At 52.2% G+C, this 5,447-nt stretch carries 6 protein-coding genes; all 6 read left to right on the forward strand.

Annotated features, from left to right (window positions below):
• Positions 1 to 1,536 (forward strand): type VI secretion system tip protein TssI/VgrG (gene tssI / locus ACMHXE_RS06805; protein ID WP_413731774.1); only part of this gene is annotated, 1,536 nt, incomplete at its 5' end.
• Positions 1,537 to 1,540: 4 nt separating this feature from the next.
• Positions 1,541 to 2,068, forward strand: coding sequence for a DUF4123 domain-containing protein (locus ACMHXE_RS06810; protein ID WP_101057220.1), 528 nt, complete (start codon positions 1,541 to 1,543; stop codon positions 2,066 to 2,068).
• Between the two features lies 1 nt (position 2,069).
• Positions 2,070 to 2,360, forward strand: coding sequence for a PAAR domain-containing protein (locus ACMHXE_RS06815; protein WP_025012114.1), 291 nt, complete (start codon positions 2,070 to 2,072; stop codon positions 2,358 to 2,360).
• Positions 2,361 to 2,370: 10 nt separating this feature from the next.
• Positions 2,371 to 2,727 carry a hypothetical protein gene (locus ACMHXE_RS06820; protein WP_101057218.1) on the forward strand — a complete coding sequence of 119 codons (357 nt, stop codon included), beginning with the start codon at positions 2,371 to 2,373 and terminating at the stop codon, positions 2,725 to 2,727.
• Positions 2,717 to 4,516 carry a hypothetical protein gene (locus ACMHXE_RS06825; protein WP_101057216.1) on the forward strand — a complete coding sequence of 600 codons (1,800 nt, stop codon included), beginning with the start codon at positions 2,717 to 2,719 and terminating at the stop codon, positions 4,514 to 4,516. Before ACMHXE_RS06820 ends, ACMHXE_RS06825 begins: the two co-directional genes overlap by 11 nt.
• 2 nt (positions 4,517 to 4,518) lie before the next feature.
• The coding region (locus ACMHXE_RS06830) for a hypothetical protein (protein ID WP_413731777.1) at positions 4,519 to 5,447 on the forward strand (929 nt) is incomplete at its 3' end.

Here is a 5,447-nt window from a genome sequence, read left to right on the forward strand (position 1 = left end):
AAACATACGCTGATTTTCTGTGATGCCACCAGCAAGCTGCCAGCGGCCAAACAACTATTCCCCTATAACGCCTTGAGCGGCGGCGACAGCGAAGTGCCTTTTGTCCGCAGCTTCAGTTATGCCAAGCAACTGGCGAGTGCCAAGACCGAACTTAAGGATTACAGCTTCAAAAAGCCCGCTTATAGCTTTTTACAAACAGAAACCGCCAAGCGGTTGGCATTCCATCAAGCGGCAGCAGGGGATAAATACGAGCATTTTGATTACCCCGGACGCTACAAGGATGATGCTCAGGGGGGATTATTTACACCGGCCAGATTGCAAGCCTTGCGCAACGACACAGAAACGGCCGTAGGGCAATCAAGTATTGTGACGGCCAGTGCCGGAGTGAAAATGAACCTTGCCGAGCATCCGGATACCGCGTTCAACCGTGATTGGCTGCTGGTGGCTGTGAAACATCATGGCGTACAGGGCGCTGCGGCAGAGGAAACCAACAATACTACCCCGACCCAATATCAAAACGGTTTTCATGCGATAGAGGGTAACCTTCCCTGGTTGGCTATGCCCAAGACCAAACCCTTGGTAACGGGTCCTCATATGGCTACCGTGGTAGGGCCTAAAAATGAAGAAATCTTCTGTGATAAATATGGTCGGGTTAAAGTGCAGTTCCCTTGGGATAGATATGGCCAGGCAAATGAGCAGAGCAGCTGTTGGATTCGAGTCAGCCAGGGGTGGGCCGGTGGCCAGTACGGCTTTATGGCGGTTCCACGCATTGGTCATGAGGTCATAGTCTCTTTTCTTGAAGGCGACCCGGACCAACCTATCATTACCGGTCGCACATACCATGCTGCCAATCCTGTGCCCTATGTATTGCCGACCAACAAAACCAAAACCGTGCTCAAGACCCAAACCCACAAGGGGCCGGGATTCAATGAGTTGAGTTTTGAGGATGCCGCCGAAAATCAACTCATCTATTTGCATGCCCAGAAAGACCATAAGCTGGAAATCAACCACGACCAGCACTATCAGGTGGGTAACGATAGAGAAAAGCACATAGGACGGGATCAGCGCCTGAACGTGGGGCAGGATGAGTTTCTGGAAATAGGTCGAGATCAGCAGGCATTGATTGGTCAGGATCAAAAGCTGGAAGTGACCAGAGACAGGCAAACCCTGATCAAGCGTCATTATCGCCTCGAAGTCATGGATCGTCGTCACGAGTACTCCAGAGCCAATCACGATTTGGAAGTGGGCGGCCACTACACCCAGAAGGTTGAGGGAAAGGTGTTATTGGAAGCCGGTGAAAGTGTGCTGGTGCACACCAAGTCGCTCACCCTCAATGGCTCGGAGAAAGTCACTATTCAGGGGCCAGGAGGCAAGATACTCATAGATTCCGGCGGGATCACTCTCGAAGCTCCCAATATCAAGCTCAAGGGGCCAGTGGCTGTGACAACCGGGGCCAAGCCCCAATTGGCGACACTGAAGAGTGCCGCAGAAGAGGGCAACCCGATAGTCGATCTTTGTCCCGATTGCGGAGAATAACAGTATGACTATGGTGAAGGAAAATAGCCTCAAGGCGTTTGGGCCCAACTACTTGGTCTTGGATGCAGCGCTATGCCCAGAGCCCCTGTGGTTTGCCAAAGGGGCCGGAGCCGAGTGTCATAGCCTGTTTGATTACCGGGATCAGGCATTGGTGGATAACGGCCCTTGGTTACTCCATCTTGCGGGACAGGACGAGCTGATAAAACTGATGCTGGAGAAAGACACCCATGGTCACAGCGCGCTGTGGTGCAAGAGTGAGCTAGCCCTGCAGCCACTGAAAGAAGCACTGGGGCAAAGGTTGTATGCCGTCAAGCCTGATGGTGAAACTACTCGTTTTCGTTTCTACGACCCCAGGGTCTTACATCACTATTTAACCGAAGAAACGCAAGCCAGAAGGGATGTATTTCTGGAGCCTTTGGGGTCAGTGCTCTATGCATCGCTTAACCCCTTTCGTTTCAATAGCCATTGGCTGAATTGGCAAAGGGAGCCGGACGGATACGGCTGCCAGGCGATATCGATTAAGGAGGATTAATATGGGGACTCCGGTTGCATTGAAAGGACATCAACATATTTGCCCTATGTTCAGCGGCAATACCCCTCATGTTGGTGGACCGATAAACCAGGGAGAAAGTGCTCTAACGGTCAACGGTATTCCTGTGGCCTTAACCGGGCACAAGTGTGACTGCCAGGTTGGCGGGCCAGATACCCTGGTTCAGGGACATCCGAGTTTGACGGTCAATGGCATCGCCGTGGTATTGCAGGGTGCGTCCACGGCCCATGGTGGCAAAGTCATTCAGGGAGATGCTGCCTTGACAGTGTCTTAAGGAGAAGCGAATGAGCTGGGAATTGAGTCAGGAAATCATGGATGCGATGCCAAACTGGCAAAGGCGAAACCAGATCCATGCCCTCGCACGTCACCTATTATCACTGGAAAATCCACCAACAGATGAGCAGGTATGCTATGACTGGCTCGAGCTGCAAGTGAGTCAGGCTTATCAATATGGATTCACCGAGCTGAGTCATCTGCGCTTGGTGGCCGAGGCCTTGTTTTTGGCACAAGTGTCACTCGATGACCCGGAAGTGAGTGCCATAGTCACCAAGACCGGATTGCCTTCAGGACGAGCGGCTATCTTGTTGCAGTGGGCCAAGGAACAGCAATCTTCTACCATGGAGTCTGGTTATGAGCTGTAACGCTGATTGTAAATGCCGCAAGGGTATTGTGGCGCTGGTGTTCGTCCCCGGCATTATGGGCACCCGCTTGATGAATGGGGAAAGCGAGGAGTCCGTGTGGGACCCCGCTGCCGGGGGAAAGTTCAGTGGTCCCAGCAGTACCGCCATGGAGTTGAAGGCCGAACGTGAAGCCGAGCTTGCTGCGGCGCAGGCGGACGATGATGATGGTTTCTTTGAGGGGATAGGTAAATGGTTTAATCGAAAGTGGATAGGGATAAAGGAAAAGGGGCGCGGAATAGCGGAAACCGGCCGTAAGTACCGAACCAAAGCCGCCGCCTGGCCTCGCATCAAAGATTTGATTTTTGCCGGACCAGTGCAACGTAAGGCCTTGTTGGTTGATGGTAACACGGAGTATAAAAAAAGGCCGATTATCGATCGGGATGATCATTTATTAGAGGTGGATCCAGGTACTGAAGACTATTTCAGGGTCTATACCTCAGTACCCAAGTCGCAGATGGAACTCAAAAAGCGTCGGGGTTGGGGCGAAGTGCTGTGGGACAGCTATGGCCCGCTGCTTCGATATCTTGAGTCGAAGGAGCCGTTATTTAAACGCCTGTATCCCGGGCTGCAATTCCCGGTATTTGCCGTGGGCTACAACTGGATGCTCAGCAATAAAGTGGCCGGAGAGCGACTCAAGGATAAACTTGAGGAATTCAGGGCACAGTTGCTCGAAGAAGATAAAGAAGGCGATAACCTGGGGCTGACCAGGGACGATATTAAGTTTGTGGTTATCAGTCACTCCATGGGCGGATACGCCTCCCGCGCCGGCTTTATCTTAAGCGGCCTGGAATCTCAAGTCGAAGCCGTTATCCATGGCGCCATGCCAACCCACGGCAGCCCCTCCACCTATTTTCAGTTTCGCTGCGGCGCCGTCGGCCACGGTGCTGTGGGGCAGGTCGTCAAAATGGTGCTGGGCAAGAACGCCGCCGATACCACGGCAATACTGGGCTTTTGTCAGGGCGGGCTGGAGCTGATGCCCAATAAGCTCTATGTGGATGCGACCAATAAGGGTGAGTGGCTGTTTGTCAATAAGGACCCGGCGAAACAGCCTGACAAACGAGAACTGTTGCAGATAGGCTATGGCAGTGGCATTTATGACTTCTACCGCCGTTTCGATACCTGGTACAGCCTGGTGCAGCCTCCCTTGTTGGCACCTGAGCTGGCCAATCCAACCGATGAGCAGCTTGAAGAGCATAAAGAGGCATTTTTGGATCGTATTGATGCCTGTGAAACCTTTCACGATAAATTGGCGGCTAACTTTCACGCAACGACCACACTGCTCTACAGCAATAACCCGGACACCAAGGCGTTTGATACCTGTGAGTGGCAGCTGCAGAACAGCTTGACCCCGGGGCTGGAAACGGCGGCGGTGGAGCGCTGGCAAGTCATAGGCGATGAAAACCATGACTGGCTCTCGGTCAAGGGCGAAGTCAAGCTGTTGAGTAGCAGTGAGCTGGCGGAGCATCAAGACAAGTTAAAGAGCTGGATGGAGCAGAACCGCTATGGCCATCAGCATGCCCACATGCCGCCTAGGGCTCAAAGCGCCAGCTTCAGGTTGGGTAGCGAGACGGCCAAGGGTGATGGTACCGTGCATGAAGGCGCGGGCAAGTATCCCAAAGGGGTGCAGACCATCGGCTTAGTGGCGACCCAGGATCACCAGGGGTTTTACAATTGCCCCGATGTCAGGGAGCTGATGGTCGGTGTGCTTCAGTCTTGGCTGCCGGATATTCACCAGAAATTCAAGGGGTAGAGATGGCAGAAGGTTATCGCAAGAGGATTAAACGCGGGCTGCTCGGCAGTCTGGCATTAGTTTGTTTTTGGCAGGGAGAAGTTGTGATGGCACAAGCGGAAAAAATGCAAGAAGGACCGGCGAGTATGGTGTTTACCAAACACTGCGTGGGCCGTTTTGAGTTTGAGTTACCCCAAGAGATGCAACTGCTCACCTCGGGTTATGGTCAGCCGCAGTTTTTTATCAACATCTATCATCAGAACAATACCGACCGCAAGAAAGGGGTGATAACCGGTGAACACAGGCTTGAGCAATGGCTGGCTTATGTGGAGGAATTGCGCAGTAAGGCAGACAGATATCGACCCACAAAATACGTTATTAAAGACTTGGAACGAGAACTGAAGACGGTGGTTTTTTATGAGGGCTCTAGACGTAGTAGTCCTGAATCAAATACAAAACATAAGTTTGCCAGCTTTTTTTTCAAGGATTTTCCGGAGCAGCAGTTGGGGCTCAGTGTTGAAGGCAGCGCCAATAAGTTTATAGCCCGCAATGCGCCCAATGTGGATGAGATATTGCAGCAGCGGCTGCACTGGATGCGTCAGGCGATAGATAAGATTGAATATCAGCCCTGGCCGCATAAGCAAGCGGGCGTCTGTTTGCAAAGAAATTTATTAGTTGCCAATCTTCAGCCACTCAAAGACGAACTCGGAGATTATCACGAAAACTATGGGGCAGAGTTTTTTAATGGTGCAGACAAAGGCTCAATGTTTAAGGTGTTAGTGAATGTGTACGGCAAAGGTGAAGAAAAAGCCTTGAAAGAGGAGCTGAGCCGCTACAGCGGCATGATGGCCTTTTTCGCCAGCAGCAAGACCAAGGTGGCCGGGCGGGAAGGACGGCTGTTTATCAGTGATGGTAAATACTCGGATACCCAGCGGGAGTTCACCTGGGTCAG

The sequence above is a fragment of the Shewanella sp. BJSY2023SW007 genome, assembly GCF_047314525.1.
In the GTDB taxonomy this organism is placed as follows: Bacteria; Pseudomonadota; Gammaproteobacteria; order Enterobacterales; family Shewanellaceae; genus Shewanella; species Shewanella chilikensis.

Coding starts and splice junctions, on each gene's coding strand:
- ACMHXE_RS06825 (WP_101057216.1), top strand. CDS start 2,717: ATGAGCTGTAACGCTGATTGTAAATGCCGCAAGGGTATTGTGGCGCTG.
- ACMHXE_RS06815 (WP_025012114.1), top strand. CDS start 2,070: ATGGGGACTCCGGTTGCATTGAAAGGACATCAACATATTTGCCCTATG.
- ACMHXE_RS06820 (WP_101057218.1), top strand. CDS start 2,371: ATGAGCTGGGAATTGAGTCAGGAAATCATGGATGCGATGCCAAACTGG.
- ACMHXE_RS06810 (WP_101057220.1), top strand. CDS start 1,541: ATGACTATGGTGAAGGAAAATAGCCTCAAGGCGTTTGGGCCCAACTAC.